The sequence below is a fragment of the Sanguibacter keddieii DSM 10542 genome (assembly GCF_000024925.1).
In the GTDB taxonomy this organism is placed as follows: domain Bacteria; phylum Actinomycetota; class Actinomycetes; order Actinomycetales; family Cellulomonadaceae; genus Sanguibacter; species Sanguibacter keddieii.
Genome location: NC_013521.1, coordinates 2,226,798 through 2,242,153, shown reverse-complemented (window position 1 = coordinate 2,242,153; position 15,356 = coordinate 2,226,798). Strand labels below are relative to the sequence as shown.

The following is a 15,356-nucleotide window of genomic DNA, read 5'->3' as shown; positions in this document are numbered from 1 at the left end:
CGCTCGTGCCCGACCGGGCACGTCGGGGCAGGTGCCGGGCCCGGCCGCTGTGCGACGGGCTCGCTGCCGCGCCGTACGCGCCGACAGGTGACGTCGACGTCACCTTCGAACAGGTGTGCGCATGTCGGTGGTGGACCGTACGATGTCCGGGTGAGTGATCGCCTCGTCGTCCAAGGTGCCCGTGAGCACAACCTCCGCAACGTCGACCTCGACCTGCCCCGCGACTCCCTGATCGTCTTCACCGGACTGTCAGGCTCGGGGAAGTCCTCGTTGGCCTTCGACACCATCTTCGCCGAAGGGCAGCGCCGGTACGTCGAGTCGCTGTCCGCCTACGCGCGCCAGTTCCTCGGCCAGATGGACAAGCCTGACGTCGACTTCATCGAGGGCCTCTCGCCCGCGGTGTCGATCGACCAGAAGTCGACCAACCGGAACCCCCGGTCGACCGTGGGCACCATCACCGAGGTGTACGACTACCTCCGCCTGCTCTTCGCGCGCGCTGGCACGCAGCACTGCCCGGTGTGCGGCGAGCGCGTGACCGCGCAGACGCCCCAGCAGATCGTCGACAGGCTCCTCGAGCTCCCCGAGGGCACCCGCTACCAGGTGCTCGCACCGGTCGTGCGTGGCCGCAAGGGCGAGTACACGGACCTGTTCAAGGAGCTGCAGTCCAAGGGCTTCGCCCGCGCCCGGGTCGACGGCGAGGTCGTCCAGCTCACCGAGCCCCCCGCGCTCGAGAAGAAGCTCAAGCACACGATCGAGGTGGTGGTGGACCGCCTCGTCTCGCGCGAGGGCGTCCAGCGTCGCCTCACCGACTCGGTCGAGACCGCGCTCGGCCTCGCCGGCGGCCTGCTGGTCGTCGAGATGGTCGACGCCGAGGTCGGCGACCCCGACCGTGAGCGCCGGTTCTCGGAGCACCGCGCGTGCCCCAACGACCACGTGCTCACCCTCGACGAGATCGAGCCGCGGACCTTCTCCTTCAACGCGCCCTACGGTGCGTGCCCCGAGTGCACCGGCATCGGTGTCCGGCTGGAGATCGACCCCGAGCTCGTCATCCCCGACGAGGACCGGTCGCTGGCCGACGGCGCCGTGGCGCCGTGGTCGCAGACCTCCTCCGAGTACTACCTCCGGGTGCTCGGCGCGCTCGCCAAGGACCTCGGCTTCTCCATGGACGTGCCGTGGCGCGCCCTGCCCGAGCGCGCGCGCAACGCGGTGCTGCACGGCCAGAACCACGAGGTGCAGGTCAAGTACCGCAACCGGTGGGGACGCGAACGCCAGTACTCGACCGGCTTCGAGGGCGTCATCTCCTTCCTCGAGCGCCGTCACTCCGAGACCGAGTCCGAGTGGTCGAAGGAGAAGTACGAGGCCTACATGCGCGAGGTGCCGTGCCCCGTGTGCGACGGCACCCGCCTCAAGCCCGAGGTGCTCGCCGTGCTCGTCGACGGCAAGTCCATCGCCGAGGTGTGCGCCCTGCCGCTGCGCGAGGCCCGCGACTTCCTCGACAACCTGCAGCTCGGCGTGCGCGAGCGCGCCATCGCGACCCAGGTGCTCAAGGAGATCCAGGACCGCCTCGGCTTCCTCCTCGACGTCGGCCTCGACTACCTCTCGCTCATGCGCCCTGCCGGCACCCTCTCGGGTGGCGAGGCGCAGCGCATCCGGCTCGCGACCCAGATCGGGTCCGGCCTCGTCGGCGTGCTCTACGTCCTCGACGAGCCGAGCATCGGCCTGCACCAGCGCGACAACCGCCGCCTCATCGACACGCTGACCCGCCTGCGCGACCTCGGCAACACGCTCATCGTCGTCGAGCACGACGAGGACACGATCCGCACCGCGGACTGGATCGTCGACATCGGCCCCGGTGCCGGCGAGCACGGTGGTCGCGTGGTGCACTCCGGCGACTACGCGGGCCTCCTCGAGGCCCCCGAGTCCGTCACCGGCGCGTACCTCGCCGGCCGCCGGTCCATCCCCATGCCGACGCTGCGCCGTCCCGTCGACCCTAAGCGTCAGCTGACGGTCATCGGTGCGCGCGAGCACAACCTCACGGGCATCGACGTGAGCTTCCCGCTCGGGGTGCTCACTGCGGTCACCGGTGTGTCGGGCTCGGGCAAGTCGACGCTGGTCAACTCGATCCTCTACACGGTGCTCGCCAACGAGCTCAACGGGGCCCGCCAGGTCGCCGGCCGTCACAAGCGCGTCACCGGGCTCGACCAGCTCGACAAGGTCGTGCACGTGGACCAGGGCCCCATCGGCCGGACGCCGCGCTCCAACCCGGCCACCTACACGGGTGTGTGGGACCACGTGCGCCGGCTCTTCGCCGACACCAGCGAGGCGAAGGTCCGCGGCTACACGCCCGGACGCTTCTCCTTCAACGTCAAGGGCGGGCGCTGCGAGGCGTGCTCGGGCGACGGCACGCTCAAGATCGAGATGAACTTCCTCCCGGACGTCTACGTCCCCTGCGAGGTGTGCCACGGCGCGCGGTACAACCGCGAGACCCTCGAGGTGCACTTCAAGGGCAAGACGGTCGCGGACGTGCTCGACATGCCGATCGAGGAGGCCAACGAGTTCTTCGCGGCGGTCCCCGCGATCTCGCGGCACCTCAAGACGCTCGTCGACGTGGGCCTCGGCTACGTGCGGCTGGGCCAGTCGGCCCCGACGCTCTCGGGCGGTGAGGCGCAGCGCGTCAAGCTCGCGAGCGAGCTGCAGAAGCGCTCGACCGGGCGGACCATCTACGTGCTCGACGAGCCGACCACCGGTCTGCACTTCGAGGACATCCGCAAGCTGCTCGCGGTGCTCCAGTCGCTGGTCGACAAGGGCAACTCGGTGCTGGTCATCGAGCACAACCTCGACGTCATCAAGAACGCCGACTGGGTCATCGACATGGGTCCTGAGGGTGGTTCCGGCGGTGGCCTCGTGGTCGCCGAGGGCACCCCCGAGCTCGTGGCGTCGGTCGAGGCCAGCCACACCGGCCGGTTCCTCGCCGAGGTGCTGCAGAACCACGAGCCGGCCGGCGTGGCCCCGCTGCCCAAGAAGACCGCTGCCGCGGCCGTCACCAAGAAGACGACCAAGAAGCCGGCCAGCAGGACCAAGGCCAAGCTCAAGGAGTGACCGCGCGGACCTCGGTCCACGCGTGACGAGAGGCGGTGCCCACCCGGGCGCCGCCTCTCGGCGTCTGGGCGTCGGCGGCCGACGGCCCGCTCGAGGTGCGCTCACCTCGCACGGTGCATAGCATCACGTCACCTGCTCGAGAACGGTGGTGGGACCAGACCGGGACGAGGTGCATGTGGACCAGGCGACGACCACGACAGCCGAGGGCGGGCTCCGCGCCCGCCTGGGACAGCCCGAGGGCATCTACGCCACGACGGCTGTCGACGCGCTGCTCGCGGAGGTCCCGCAGCTCGGCACCGACGTCACGGCGTCGATCAGCTGGGCCGTGCGCCTCGGACCGCACGTCCCCGTGCCAGGCCAGGGGCAGACCCTCGACGCCTGGGAGACCCTCGCCTCGACCGCCGCCCTCGACGTGGGCGTCGCACGGGTCCTCGAGCCGCACCTCGACGCCCTCTCCATCCTCGCTCAGGCGCCGGCCGGCACCGACCTGTCGTCCCTCGGGGTCGACGACGGGAGCAGCTGGGGAGTCTTCGCGGCCGAGGGCCCAGGAGCCCGGCTCGAGGCCAGCGTCAGCGCCACGGCCACCTCCAGCTCTTCAGACGACGACTGGGTGCTGGACGGCGTGAAGCCCTGGTGCTCGCTCGCCGCGAACCTCAGCCACGCGCTCGTGACCGCCTGGACCCCGACCGGTCGGCGGCTCTTCGCCGTCCGGCTGCAGGCCGACGGCGTCGAGGCCGCTACCGGGCCCTGGGTGTCGCGCGGCCTGCAGCAGGTCGTGTCGGCCCCGGTGACCTTCTCCTCGGTCCCGGCGGTCCCCGTCGGCGACGTCGGTTGGTACCTGACCCGGCCCGGCTTCGCCTGGGGCGGCATCGGCGTCGCAGCAGCCTGGTGGGGCGGGGCGGTCGGTGTGGCCCGTGACCTCTACGCCGCGCTCGGCGAGCGCGAGCCCGACCAGCTGGCCCTGGCTCACCTCGGCGCGGTCGACACCGCGCTGACCGCGGCCCGTGCCACCCTGCTCGACGCGGCGTCCGTCGTCGATGCAGGTGCGGCCGAGACAGGCGGAGCACCAGGTGACGATGCTCCTCGCCCGGGTGTCCCAGCCCCCTCCGTCGTCGCGCGACGGGCGCGCGGCGTCGTCGCCCGCGCCGTCGAGGAGGTGCTCACCCGTTCGACGCACGCCCGGGGACCGGGCCCCCTGACGTCTGACGAGACCCACGCCCGCCGTGTCGCCGACCTCGCGGTGTACGTGCGCCAGCACCACGCCGAGCGAGACGACGCGTCCCTCGGGAAGGCGCTCCTCGAGGCGGGAGACCGGCCGTGGTGAGCTTCGACCACCGTGAGCCGGGGACCCTCGAGACCGCGTGGTGTCTCTCCGGTCGACTCGACGCGCTCGAGCCGCTCGACCTCGACGTCCACGCGGGCCGCCCGGTGACGCACGTCGTGGTGCTCGCCGCGCACCCGGACGACGAGACCCTCGGGGCCGCGGGGCTGGTGCACCGCCTGGCGGCCACCGGTGCACGCGTCACCTACGTGATCGCCTCCGACGGCGAGTCCTCCCACCCCGGCTCCCCGACGACCACGAGCACCGCCCTGGCACGAGCCCGCCGGGAGGAGGTCGTCGCGGCCGTCGACCAGGTCGCCCCTGGCGCCGCGGTGCACCTGCTCGGCCTGCCCGACGGCGGGCTGCGCGAGCACCGGGCGGTCCTGCGCGCGACGCTCGACGCCCTCGTCGGGGCGGCGTCCGCGGCCGTCGTGACGGGGGAGCGCCGCTCGGCGGACAGCGACATCCCGCCGGACGAGGGCAACCCGTCGGTCCTGGTCGTCGCCCCCTGGGCCGGTGACGGCCATCGTGACCACCGGATCGCCGGAGAGGTGGCCCGCGAGGTCGCCGACGCTCGAGGGCTCTCGCTGCTCGAGTACCCCGTGTGGTTCTGGCACTGGGCTTCGCCTGAGGACCCCGACCAGCCCTGGACGTCGATGCGCCGTCTCGATCTCGACACCGACGACCTCTGCGCCCGCCGCCGGGCGATGTCCGAGCACCGCAGCCAGGTCGCGCCGCTGTCTGACCAGCCCGGGGACGAGGCGCTGCTGGGACCCGAGATGCTGCAGCACTTCGACCGCCCGAACGAGGTCTTCGTGGTGCACGGGGCCGGCGGGGCGTCTGCTGCGAGCCCACCGGACACTGCCCGCACGGCGTCGGACAGCACCCCAGCAGCCGCAGGCAGCACATCCAGCCTCGGCGAGGAGTTCTTCGACCGCTTCTACGCGGGCAAGGCCGACCCCTGGGGCTTCGAGTCTCGGTGGTACGAGGAGCGCAAGCGTGCGGTGACCCTCGCGAGCCTGCCCCGACAGCGCTTCCGCTCCGCCCTGGAGATCGGGTGCTCGACGGGCGTGCTCACGGCGGAGCTCGCCGACCGCAGCGACTCCGTCCTCGGCGTCGACATCGCCGCGGCGCCCCTCGAGGCGGCCCGCCGCCGGCTCGGTGGCCGGGCACGGTTCGAGCAGCTGACCACCCCGGACGAGTGGCCCGAGGGGGAGTTCGACCTCGTGGTCCTCTCCGAGGTCGGCTACTACTACGGGCACGACGACCTCGCGACGATGCTCGACCGGGCTGTCGGCTCGCTCGCGTCCGACGGCGTCCTGCTGCTCTGCCACTGGCGTCACCCCGTGGCCGAGTACCCGTTGGGCGGCGACGAGGTGCACCATGCTGCCCTCGACCTCCCCGGTCTCGAGGTGCTGGTCCACCACGAGGAGGAGGACTTCGTGCTCGACGTCCTCGTCCGGGCGCCCGCCACGTCCGTGGCCCGTGAGACGGGGCTGCTGTGAGCCCCGCGGCTGGGCGCGGTGCACGGCCCCTCGCGGCCGTGTGCGTCGTGGTGCCTGTCCACGACGAGCAAGAGCTCCTCGGGCGCTGCATCGCGGCGCTCCGTCACGCCGTCGCCCACGAGGCGCAGCGTCCCGGCGGTGTCCGGACGGAGGTGGTCCTCGTCCTCGACGGCTGCACCGACGGGTCGGCCGCCATCGCGCGGCTGTCACCGTTCCACGTCGTCGAGGTGTCCGCCTGCCGCGTCGGCGCTGCCCGGGCGGTGGGCGTCGACGTGGCGCTCGCCGCGGCGATGGCTGCCGACGACGGCTCTGCTGTCGAGGCCCGCACGCCCGGCCTCGACCAGGTGTGGGTCGCGTCGACGGACGCCGACTCTGCGGTGCCCGTCCACTGGGTCTCCTCGCAGGTCGCGCTGGCCGACGCCGGGGCAGACGTGGTGGTCGGCACCGTGCGCCCCGACCCCGCCGACCTCAGCCCGCGCCAGCGGGCCGCCTGGGAGGCCACGCACGTCCCGGGTCTCGCGAACGGCCACGTGCACGGTGCCAACCTCGGGATGCGCGCAGACGTCTACCGGGCAGCAGGCGGTTACCCGCCCGTCGACGAGCACGAGGACGTCGACCTCGTGGCACGCGCGCGGGCGACCGGCGCGCGGGTCGTGGCTTCTGACGACGCCTGGGTGCTCACCTCAGGACGGCAGCAGGGCAGGACGCCCGGAGGGTATGCCCGGTTCCTCCGCGAGGACCTCGTGGACGGCGCGCAGGTCTGACCGACGCGGTCGCGCGGACCACGTCGTGTCCGAACCGGGGTCGGCTCGGACGACGTGTCGCGCGGCTCGGGTCAGGACGAGCAGTCGCGATCAACCAGCCGTCGTGTCGGCGTCTCCCGCCGTGCTCCCGACGTGCAGCGCCGGCCGCACGTGCACGGGGAAGTTGACCGACCGCGAGATGAAGCAGTGCGCGTGCGCCTTCTCGTGCAGGGCGGCCAGCGTGGCATCGGGAGTCCCGTCGCCGACGGTGACCTTGGGGCGCAGCTCGATCTCGGTGAACTGCCCTGCTCCGGCGGCCTCGACGCGCATCGTCCCGACGGGGGAGTCGGTGTACTCGGTGACCACCACGTCGGCCTGCGCGGCCACGTGCAGGAACCACAGCATGTGGCACTGCGCGAGGGAGGCCACGAAGAGGTCCTCCGGGTTGTGGCGCGCGGCGTCGCCGCGGAAGGCGGGGTCGGAGCTCGCGAGGATGTCGGGCTTGCCCTCGACGGAGACCACGTGGTCCCGCGAGTAGGCCGTGTAGCTCGTCGTCCCGGTCTCGCCTGCGCCGGTCCAGGTGATCGTCGCGGTGTACGCGTGGAAGGCTCCCATCGCCCCACCGTATCTGGATCTGGCGCGATGTGACACCGGTCACGTCCCGGCCGGCACCGGCCTGGACCGTGGCCGTGGCCCGTTTGCCTGCGCCGCCGCTGTCAGCCGCCGCGACTAGGCTCGTCCCATGGCCGATCCAGCAACATACCGACCCGCGCCGGGAGAGATCCCGACCACGCCAGGGGTCTACCGCTTCCGCGACGACCACGGTCGTGTCATCTACGTCGGCAAGGCCAAGAACCTCCGCGCGCGCCTCTCCAGCTACTTCCAGGACCTCGCCGCGCTGCACCCCCGGACCCAGACGATGGTCACCACGGCCTCCTCGGTCGAGTGGACCGTGGTGGGCACCGAGGTCGAGGCGCTCGCCCTCGAGTACTCCTGGATCAAGGAGTACGACCCCCGCTTCAACGTCAAGTACCGCGACGACAAGTCCTACCCGTACCTCGCCGTCACCATGGGGGAGTCGGTGCCCCGCGCGCAGGTGATGCGCGGCTCCAAGCGCGTCGGCACGCGGTACTTCGGGCCCTTCGCCCACGCCTGGGCCATCCGCGAGACCCTCGACCTGCTGCTGCGCGTCTTCCCCATCCGCACCTGCTCGGCCGGCGTGTACAAGCGCGCCCAGCAGTCCGGTCGTCCCTGCCTCCTCGGGTACATCGACAAGTGCGCCGCCCCGTGCGTCGAGCGCATCAGCAAGGACGCGCACCGCGCCCTCGCGGACGACTTCTGCGCCTTCATGGCCGGCGACACCGCCAAGTTCATGCGCCGCCTGCGCGACGAGATGTCGATGGCCGCGCAGAACCTCGACTACGAGCGCGCCGCCCGTCTGCGCGACGACATCGGTGCGCTCGAGCGCGCCATGGAGAAGAACGCCGTGGTGCTCCAGGACGGCACGGACGCGGACATCTTCGCGCTCACCGGCGACGAGCTCGAGGCAGCCGTCCAGGTGTTCCACGTCCGCGGCGGACGCATCCGCGGTCAGCGCGGCTGGGTGGTCGAGAAGGTCGAGGACCTCACCGACGCCGAGCTCGTCGAGCACCTGCTCCAGCAGGTCTACGGCACCGCGGACGAGGCCGCTGGCGGCGACGCCCAGGCGGCCCGCGACAGCGGGCTGGTCCCGCGCGAGGTCCTGGTCCCCGTCCTGCCCGCGCACCTCGAGCAGATGACCACGTGGCTCTCCGGGCTGCGCGGTGCGCGCGTCGACATCCGGGTGCCGCAGCGCGGCGACAAGCGCGAGCTGGCTGCCACGGTCCTCAAGAACGCCGAGCACGCCCTCGCGCTGCACCGCACCCGCCGCGCGGGAGACCTCACCAACCGCAGCCTCGCGCTCCGCGAGATCCAGGAGGCCCTCGACCTCGACAGCGCCCCGCTGCGCATCGAGTGCTACGACATCTCGACGACCATGGGCACGCACCAGGCCGCCTCGATGGTGGTCTTCGAGGACGGCCTCGCCCGCAAGAGCGAGTACCGCACCTTCGGTGTCAAGGGCCCCGACGGCGACGGCGCGCGCGACGACACCGCCGCGATGTACGAGGTCATCACCCGCCGGTTCCGGCGCTACCTCGCCGAGCGCTCCGACTCCTCCGACATCGAGCTCGAGACCTTCGGAGGGGAGGTCGACGCCGAGACCCCGGCGACGGACCGCAAGCGTTTCGCGTACCCGCCCAACCTCGTGGTGGTCGACGGTGGTCCGCCGCAGGTCGCCGCGGCCGCCAAGGCCCTGGCCGACCTCGGCATCGACGACGTCGCGCTGTGCGGGCTCGCCAAGCGTCTCGAGGAGGTGTGGGTCCCGGGGGAGGAGTACCCCGTCATCCTGCAGCGGTCGTCCGAGGGGCTGTACCTGCTGCAGCGTGTCCGTGACGAGGCGCACCGCTTCGCGATCACCGCGCACCGCAAGAAGCGCGGCAAGGGCATGACCGTCTCCGAGCTCGACTCCGTGCCCGGCCTCGGCCCGGCGCGCAAGGGCGCCCTGCTGCGGCACTTCGGCTCGCTCAAGCGCCTGCGCGCCGCGTCGGCCGAGGAGATCGCGACCGTCCAGGGCATGGGCCAGCGCACCGCCGAGGCCGTCGTCGCCGCGCTGCACCCGGCAGGAGCGCCTGACGCGACGACGCCTGACACGCCCGAGGCTCCCGGTGCACCCGACGCCGCCGCGCAGCAGGACACCGTCGTCGCCGACCCGGTCGAGCACCAGGACTCCGAGGCCGTCACCCACGTCCCCGGCACCGCCGAGGCGCGAGGCTGACCTGCGGCTGCGACCGACCTGCGGGTGAGTCACCTCCCGATGCCTGGCATGCTTGGGGCATGACTGACGACGTCGCTCCGAAGACCGTCCCCTCAGGGATCCCGCAGGTCGAAGCCGTCACGCACCCTCCGGAACCGGAGACGAGCGAGGTGCTCATCATCACGGGCATGTCGGGTGCTGGTCGCTCGCGTGCCGCGATGGTCCTCGAGGACCTCGACTGGTACGTGGTCGACAACCTTCCGCCCAAGATGCTCGTGCCGCTCGTGGACATGATGACGCGCGCCGGCTCCGCGATCACCCGCGTCGGCGCCGTCGTCGACGTGCGCGGCCGTGAGTTCTTCAACGACCTCACCGAGGTGCTCGCCCGGTTCCGCAAGCGCGGCATCCCGTACCGCATCCTCTTCGTCGACTCCTCCGACGAGGTGCTCGTCCGCCGCTTCGAGCAGGTCCGCCGCCCGCACCCGCTGCAGGGCGAGGGGCGCATCCTCGACGGGATCGGCATCGAGCGCCAGCTGCTCTCGGCGATGCGCGACCGCGCCGACGTCCTCATCGACACCTCCGAGCTCAACGTCCACGACCTCGCCCGCGAGGTCCGCCGCAGCGTCGCCGAGACCGGCCAGGCGCAGGAGACCCTGCGCATCAACGTCGTGTCCTTCGGCTTCAAGTACGGGATCCCGCTCGACGCCGACCACGTGGTCGACATGCGCTTCCTGTCCAACCCGTACTGGATCACCGAGCTGCGCCACCTCACCGGCCGCGACGCCCCGGTCCGCGACTTCGTGCTGGCCCGCCCGGGCGCCCTCGAGTTCATCGAGCGCTACGTCGACGCGCTCGAGCCGGTGCTCTCCGGGTACCTCAACGAGGAGAAGCGCTACGTGACCATCGCCATCGGCTGCACCGGCGGCAAGCACCGCTCGGTCGCGACCAGCGAGGAGATCGCCCAGCGCCTGCGCGACCGCGGCCACCGGGTGGCGGTCACCGCGCGAGACCTCGGCAAGGAATGACCGTGGGGTCGGGGGACGCGCTCTCGGTCGTCGCGCTCGGCGGGGGCCACGGCCTCTCGGCGAGCCTGTCGGCCCTGCGGCTCATGTCGGACCGCCTCACGGCGGTCGTGACGGTTGCGGACGACGGCGGCTCGTCGGGGCGTCTGCGCGAGGAGCTCGGCGTGCTCCCTCCGGGCGACCTGCGGATGGCGCTCGCCGCGCTGTGCGACGACTCCGAGTGGGGGCGGACGTGGCGCGACCTGCTCCAGCACCGCTTCACGTCCAAGGGCGACCTCGACCAGCACGCCGTCGGCAACCTGCTCATCGTCGCGCTGTGGGAGCTGCTCGACGACCCGGTCGAGGGTCTCGACTGGGTCGGCCGTCTGCTCGGCGCCCGCGGTCGGGTCCTCCCGATGGCCTCCGTGCCGCTGTCCATCGAGGCCGACGTGCTCCGCGACGGCGCGCTCACCACGATCGTCGGCCAGTCGGCCGTCGGGTCGACGGCCGGGCGCGTCGAGAACATCCGGCTCATCCCCGCGGACCCGCCCGCGCACCCCAAGGCCGTCGAGGCCGTGATGGACGCCGACTGGATCGTGCTCGGCCCGGGCTCGTGGTTCTCCTCGGTGATGCCGCACCTGCTGGTCCCCGAGCTCGCCGAGGCCCTCGTGACCACGCGGGCGCGCCGGTGCCTCACCCTCAACCTGTCGAGCGAGACCGACGAGACGCACGGGATGACCACGGTCGAGCACCTGCGGGCGCTCTCCCGGCACGCCCCCGACCTCCAGGTCGACGCCGTCGTCGCCGACCCCGCTGCCGTCGACGACCCGGAGCTGCTGCTCGTCGAGGTCGAGCAGATGGGCGCCAAGCTGCTCATGCGGCAGGTGCGCCGCGGCGACGGCACGCCCCGGCACGACGCGCTGCGGCTCGCCGCCGCCTACCGCGACGTGTTCGACGACTTCCTGGGCGACGTCGGCGCGCTCACGCGGTGAGGGTGGCGCAGCCCGGTCGCGTCAGGCCGGTGCACGCCAGCCCGGACGAGGCCGGCGCACGCACGCCCGGCCCAGGTGCCGCGGCGTCGACGATGGATGGCAGGATTGACCCATGGCGCTCACGGCTCAGGTCAAGGACGAACTCGCACGGCTCAAGGTCGACAAGACCTCCTGCCGCAAGGCCGAGGTCGCGGCGATGCTCCGCTTCGCCGGTGGGCTGCACATCATCTCGGGGCGCATCGTCATCGAGGCGGAGCTCGACACCGCGATCGCCGCGCGGCGCCTGCGCCAGGCGATCTCCGAGGTGTACGGGCACACGAGCGAGATCATCGTCGTGTCGGCCGGCGGCATCCGCCGCGGCAGCAGGTACGTCATCCGTGTGGCCAAGGACGGCGAGTCCCTGGCCCGCCAGACCGGCCTGCTCGACGCCCGCGGGCGCCCGGTGCGCGGCCTTCCGCCGCAGGTCGTGTCGGCGGGCGTCGCCGAGGCCGAGGCCGCCTGGCGCGGGGCCTTCCTCGCGCACGGCTCGCTCACCGAGCCCGGCCGCTCCTCGGCCCTCGAGATCACCTGCCCCGGCCCGGAGGCCGCCCTCGCCCTCGTGGGTTCGGCCCGCCGCCTCGGGATCTCCGCCAAGTCGCGCGAGGTGCGCGGCGTGGACCGCGTGGTCATCCGCGACGGCGAGGCCATCGGCGCCCTGCTGACCCGCCTGGGGGCCCTCGAGACCGTCAAGGTCTGGGAGGAGCGTCGCCAGCGCCGCGAGGTCCGGGGCACCGCCAACCGCCTCGCGAACTTCGACGACGCCAACCTGCGCCGGTCGGCACGCGCCGCCGTCGCGGCCGGCGCCCGGGTCGAGCGGGCCTTCGACATCCTCGGCGCGGAGCTGCCCGACCACCTGCGCGAGGCCGGCGAGCTGCGCCTGGCGCACAAGCAGGCCTCCCTCGAGGAGCTCGGCCAGCTGGCCGACCCGCAGCTCACCAAGGACGCCGTGGCAGGCCGGATCCGCCGCCTGCTCGCGACCGCCGACAAGCGCGCCGCAGAGCTCGGGATCCCGGACACCGAGGCCGGCCTCAGCCCGGACCTGCTCGACCTCTGACGCCTCCGCGGCACCGCCGCGGTGTCGGCTCACCCGCACCGAGGGCAGAGCGAGGTCTGCTCCAGGCCCAGGACTCGTCCCGGACACGCGCGGATGACCTCGTCGTGAGACTCCTTGCCCGGCCTTGGTGTCTCGTTGGCACAGCACCGCCCGGGACGTGGTGCGCAGCCGTCTCACGGGACGATGGTCCTCACACGAGAGGCCATCTAGGTATAGGCTCAAGGAGTCAGGTTCACGGGAGACCCCGAGCCAGACCGAGGATCGGTCTTGCGACGTCTTTTCGGGTGCCAGGCAACTCACCAACGTACGCTGACGTACGTGTCGTTCGTCAACTACCGTGCGTCGGTTCGTCCGGCGCGCCCGAGGAGGGCATAGTGACCATCCGCGTCGGAATCAACGGCTTCGGTCGTATTGGACGTAACTTCTTCCGCGCAATCCTTGCGTCCGGAGCAGACATCGAGATCGTCGGTGTCAACGACCTCACCGACAACAAGACGCTTGCGCACCTGCTCAAGTACGACTCTGTCCTGGGCCGCCTCGGCGCCGAGGTCTCCTACGACGACGACTCGATCTCCGTCGACGGCAAGAAGATCAAGGCCCTCGCAGAGCGCAACCCGGCAGACCTGCCCTGGGGCGCTCTCGGTGCCGACATCGTCATCGAGTCGACCGGCTTCTTCACCGACGCGACCAAGGCCAAGGCTCACATCGAGGCCGGCGCCAAGAAGGTCATCATCTCCGCTCCGGCGAAGAACGAGGACGGCACCTTCGTCATCGGCGTCAACGAGGGCGACTACGACCCCGCGACGATGCACATCATCTCCAACGCGTCGTGCACCACGAACTGCCTCGCCCCGATGGCCAAGGTCCTCGACGAGGCCTTCGGCATCGAGCGTGGCCTCATGACCACGATCCACGCGTACACCGGTGACCAGAACCTGCAGGACGGCCCGCACTCGGACCTCCGCCGCGCCCGCGCAGCAGCGATCAACATCGTCCCGACCTCGACCGGTGCGGCCAAGGCCGTCTCGCTCGTCCTCCCGCAGCTCAAGGGCAAGCTCGACGGCTACGCGCTCCGCGTCCCCGTGCCCACCGGCTCGGCGACCGACCTCACCTTCACCGCCTCCAAGGAGGTCACGGTCGAGTCGGTCAACGCCGCGATCAAGGCTGCAGCCGAGGGCCCCCTCAAGGGCATCCTCGTCTACACCGAGGACCCGATCGTCTCCTCCGACATCGTGACCGACCCCGCCTCGAGCATCTTCGACGCCGGTCTCACGAAGGTCATCGGCGACCAGGTCAAGGTCGTCTCCTGGTACGACAACGAGTGGGGCTACTCCAACCGCCTCGTCGACCTCACGGTCCTCGTCGGCGAGAAGCTCTGACTCGCTGCGAATCCCTGAGTCACGGGTGACCACCCGAGCTCGCTGAACCGTCCGCGTGAGTGATGAGAGCCTTCTGGCGCCGTCACTCACGCGGACGTTCTCATGTCCGCCCCCTGAACCTGGAGTACCCATGAAGACGATCAAGGACCTCGGCGACCTGCGCGGCAAGCGCGTTCTCGTCCGCTCCGACTTCAACGTGCCGCTCGACGGCACCACGATCACCGACGACGGCCGCATCCGCGCCGCGCTCCCCACCCTCTCCTCGCTCGTCGAGGCCGGCGCGAAGGTCGTCGTCACGGCGCACCTCGGCCGCCCCAAGGGTGCTCCCGAGGACAAGTACTCGCTCGCGCCCGTCGCAGCCCGCCTCGGCGAGCTCCTCGGCGCCCCCGTGACCCTCGCGGAGGACACCGTCGGCGAGTCCGCCAAGGCCACCGTCGCGGCCCTCGGCGAGGGCGAGGTCGCCCTCCTCGAGAACATCCGCTTCGACCCGCGCGAGACCTCCAAGGACGAGTCCGAGCGCAAGAGCCTCGCGGCCGACCTCGCCGGCCTCGCGGACTTCTACGTCTCCGACGGCTTCGGCGTCGTGCACCGCAAGCAGGCGTCCGTCTACGACGTCGCCCAGGTCCTCCCGTCCGCCGTCGGCTCGCTCGTCCTCAAGGAGGTCGAGTCGCTGAAGAAGGCCACCGACAACCCCGAGCGCCCGTACGTGGTCGTCCTCGGCGGCTCGAAGGTCTCCGACAAGCTCGGCGTCATCGGCAACCTCATCACCAAGGCAGACCGCCTCCTCATCGGTGGCGGCATGCTCTTCACCTTCCTCGCCGCCAAGGGCTACTCGGTGGGCAACTCGCTCCTCGAGGAAGACCAGGTCGAGACCGTCAAGGGCTACCTCGCCGACGCCGAGAAGGCCGGCGTGGAGATCGTCCTGCCCGTCGACATCCTCGTCGCCGACGAGTTCAAGGCAGACTCGCCCGCGACCGTCGTCGCCGCCGACGCCATCCCCGACGGCAAGATCGGGCTCGACATCGGCCCCGAGTCGCAGAAGCTCTTCGCGTCGAAGATCGTCGACGCCAAGACGGCCGTCTGGAACGGACCGGCCGGCGTGTTCGAGTTCGAGGCGTTCTCCGGTGGAACCCGTGCCGTCGCCCAGGCGCTCGTCGACGCGACCAGCAACGGCGCCTTCACGATCGTCGGCGGTGGCGACTCCGCCGCGGCTGTGCGCATCCTCGGCTTCGACGAGGCCGGCTTCAGCCACATCTCGACCGGTGGCGGCGCGAGCCTCGAGTTCCTCGAGGGCAAGTCCCTCCCGGGGATCGCCGTCCTCGACTCCTGAGACCAGCTCTCAGCACCTCTGGACGACCGGCGCCTGAACGACCGGCTCCACCGATCTACC

General features: G+C 71.7%; 11 protein-coding genes. 10 read left to right on the top strand and 1 reads right to left on the bottom strand.

The features are described 5' to 3' along the window. Nucleotides 1–150: 150 nt before the first annotated feature. The 4 genes from uvrA (at nucleotide 151) to SKED_RS09845 (ending at nucleotide 6,689) form a co-directional block, all read left to right on the top strand. Complete coding sequence (gene uvrA, locus SKED_RS09860) at nucleotides 151–3,099, top strand: excinuclease ABC subunit UvrA (RefSeq protein WP_012867005.1); 2,949 nt, start codon at nucleotides 151–153, stop codon at nucleotides 3,097–3,099. Nucleotides 3,100–3,274: 175 nt separating this feature from the next. Continuing rightward, nucleotides 3,275–4,423: an acyl-CoA dehydrogenase family protein gene (locus tag SKED_RS09855; RefSeq protein WP_012867004.1), complete on the top strand. Its 1,149-nt coding sequence runs from the start codon at nucleotides 3,275–3,277 to the stop codon at nucleotides 4,421–4,423. Then, nucleotides 4,420–5,925 carry a bifunctional PIG-L family deacetylase/class I SAM-dependent methyltransferase gene (locus tag SKED_RS09850; protein WP_245534546.1) on the top strand — a complete coding sequence of 502 codons (1,506 nt, stop codon included), beginning with the start codon at nucleotides 4,420–4,422 and terminating at the stop codon, nucleotides 5,923–5,925. Before SKED_RS09855 ends, SKED_RS09850 begins: the two co-directional genes overlap by 4 nt. Further along, on the top strand, nucleotides 5,922–6,689 hold the full coding sequence (locus SKED_RS09845) for a glycosyltransferase family 2 protein (protein WP_012867002.1): 768 nt from the start codon (nucleotides 5,922–5,924) through the stop codon (nucleotides 6,687–6,689). The genes SKED_RS09850 and SKED_RS09845 overlap by 4 nt, the downstream gene beginning before the upstream one ends. A 90-nt stretch (nucleotides 6,690–6,779) precedes the next feature. Here the strand turns inward: SKED_RS09845 and SKED_RS09840 are convergent, their stop codons facing one another. Next, a complete protein-coding gene (locus tag SKED_RS09840) occupies nucleotides 6,780–7,283 on the bottom strand; it encodes an OsmC family protein (RefSeq protein ID WP_012867001.1) in 504 nt (167 codons plus the stop codon). 127 nt (nucleotides 7,284–7,410) lie between these two features. Here SKED_RS09840 and uvrC point away from each other — a divergent pair, with 127 nt between their 5' ends. The 6 genes from uvrC to SKED_RS09810 all read left to right on the top strand — a co-directional run bounded on the left by uvrC (nucleotide 7,411) and on the right by SKED_RS09810 (nucleotide 15,296). Then, entirely contained in the window at nucleotides 7,411–9,522 is a 2,112-nt protein-coding gene (gene uvrC / locus SKED_RS09835; protein ID WP_012867000.1) for an excinuclease ABC subunit UvrC, read from the top strand. A 59-nt stretch (nucleotides 9,523–9,581) separates the two neighbouring features. Then, nucleotides 9,582–10,526: an RNase adapter RapZ gene (gene rapZ / locus SKED_RS09830; protein ID WP_012866999.1), complete on the top strand. Its 945-nt coding sequence runs from the start codon at nucleotides 9,582–9,584 to the stop codon at nucleotides 10,524–10,526. Further along, nucleotides 10,523–11,494, top strand: coding sequence for a gluconeogenesis factor YvcK family protein (locus SKED_RS09825; RefSeq protein WP_042437946.1), 972 nt, complete (start codon nucleotides 10,523–10,525; stop codon nucleotides 11,492–11,494). The genes rapZ and SKED_RS09825 overlap by 4 nt, the downstream gene beginning before the upstream one ends. Nucleotides 11,495–11,606: 112 nt before the next feature. Next, entirely contained in the window at nucleotides 11,607–12,587 is a 981-nt protein-coding gene (gene whiA / locus SKED_RS09820; RefSeq protein WP_012866997.1) for a DNA-binding protein WhiA, read from the top strand. Between the two features lie 374 nt (nucleotides 12,588–12,961). Beyond that, complete coding sequence (gap, locus tag SKED_RS09815) at nucleotides 12,962–13,966, top strand: type I glyceraldehyde-3-phosphate dehydrogenase (RefSeq protein ID WP_012866996.1); 1,005 nt, start codon at nucleotides 12,962–12,964, stop codon at nucleotides 13,964–13,966. Between the two features lie 130 nt (nucleotides 13,967–14,096). Continuing rightward, on the top strand, nucleotides 14,097–15,296 hold the full coding sequence (locus SKED_RS09810) for a phosphoglycerate kinase (protein ID WP_012866995.1): 1,200 nt from the start codon (nucleotides 14,097–14,099) through the stop codon (nucleotides 15,294–15,296). The last annotated feature ends 60 nt before the right edge of the window (nucleotides 15,297–15,356 follow it).

What these genes read in the sequence shown, in the direction of transcription:
- uvrC (WP_012867000.1), top strand. Translation starts at nt 7,411, where the DNA reads ATGGCCGATCCAGCAACATACCGACCCGCGCCGGGAGAGATCCCGACC.
- whiA (WP_012866997.1), top strand. Translation starts at nt 11,607, where the DNA reads ATGGCGCTCACGGCTCAGGTCAAGGACGAACTCGCACGGCTCAAGGTC.
- rapZ (WP_012866999.1), top strand. Translation starts at nt 9,582, where the DNA reads ATGACTGACGACGTCGCTCCGAAGACCGTCCCCTCAGGGATCCCGCAG.
- SKED_RS09840 (WP_012867001.1), bottom strand. Translation starts at nt 7,283, where the DNA reads ATGGGAGCCTTCCACGCGTACACCGCGACGATCACCTGGACCGGCGCA.
- SKED_RS09825 (WP_042437946.1), top strand. Translation starts at nt 10,523, where the DNA reads ATGACCGTGGGGTCGGGGGACGCGCTCTCGGTCGTCGCGCTCGGCGGG.
- SKED_RS09810 (WP_012866995.1), top strand. Translation starts at nt 14,097, where the DNA reads ATGAAGACGATCAAGGACCTCGGCGACCTGCGCGGCAAGCGCGTTCTC.